General features: G+C 47.4%; 1 protein-coding gene. It reads left to right on the top strand.

The window, feature by feature from the left end; translation table 11 throughout:
* The first annotated feature begins 69 nt into the window (after positions 1-69).
* Entirely contained in the window at positions 70-957 is an 888-nt protein-coding gene (locus JU82_RS07510) for a response regulator (RefSeq protein ID WP_037948881.1), read from the top strand.
* Positions 958-1,041 lie beyond the last annotated feature (84 nt).

Raw genomic sequence — 1,041 nt, forward strand, 5'->3', positions numbered from 1 at the left:
CGTCGGACGCGAAGAGGGAGTTGCGGTGAGCGCAACCGCATCGGTACACTATTTTGATTGGAAACACGGATGAACGTATTAATTATCGAGAACGAGATCTATCTCGCCCAAAGTATCGCTTCCAAGCTAAGCGATTTGAACCACAACTGTGACATCACCAGCTCGGTGAAAGAAGGGCTGAAAGGGACGCCTTACGACGTCGTGCTCCTCTCGACCAATATCAGCGGACAGGACATTTACCCGGTAATCGAGACCTATAAAAACGCCGTTGTTATCCTGATGGTCAGCTATATCAGCAACGACACGGTTTCCAAACCGCTTGCCGCGGGGGCGAAAGATTACATTCTCAAACCGTTTATGATCGAAGAGCTGATCCGCAAAATCCAGCATTTCCAGCAGCATGAGCGTCTTAAACGTCAGAACCAAACCTATGAGCGCTATCTGACCCATACGTTTAACGCTATCAATGTCAACGAAGACCTCGACAAGATCGAACTTCCCCTCTTCATTTGCAGCGGCTACCAAAAATACGCCGACGCATTCGCGTTCCGTTATGCCGCGCACCATGACAAGCCGATCCAGTTTATTTCCCTTTCATCGGCCAAGGCATTTACCGACATCGCCGCCATCAATGATGATTCCGTTCTCTATATCACCGATTTCCAAAACCTGAAAAAAAGCGAGTACAAAGCGTTTTACGAACTGATTCAGGAACGCTCCTGCATTATCGCCAGCACCGATCCGATCGATCACCCGCCTTTTAGAGTCATCGAAATCGAAAGCGACAATCATCTCTTCGATCAAGGAGAGATCCTTCCCATCGAAGAGTATGTCAAATACATCATGATTCATTTCCAAAACCGTTTCCCCGATACCGAACTCTCAAAAAAATTGGGGATTTCACGTAAAAGCTTATGGGAAAAGAGAAAGAAATATGGCATCGTCAAGAAAAAATAGAGCCCTCTATATCGATCAGGAAGCCGTATCGGCCCTGACACTGCTCAAAGCGGGAAAACTTCATCCCGTCACTCGGCTGATGAA

It is taken from the genome of Sulfuricurvum sp. MLSB (genome assembly GCF_000747095.1).
GTDB lineage: Bacteria > Campylobacterota > Campylobacteria > Campylobacterales > Sulfurimonadaceae > Sulfuricurvum.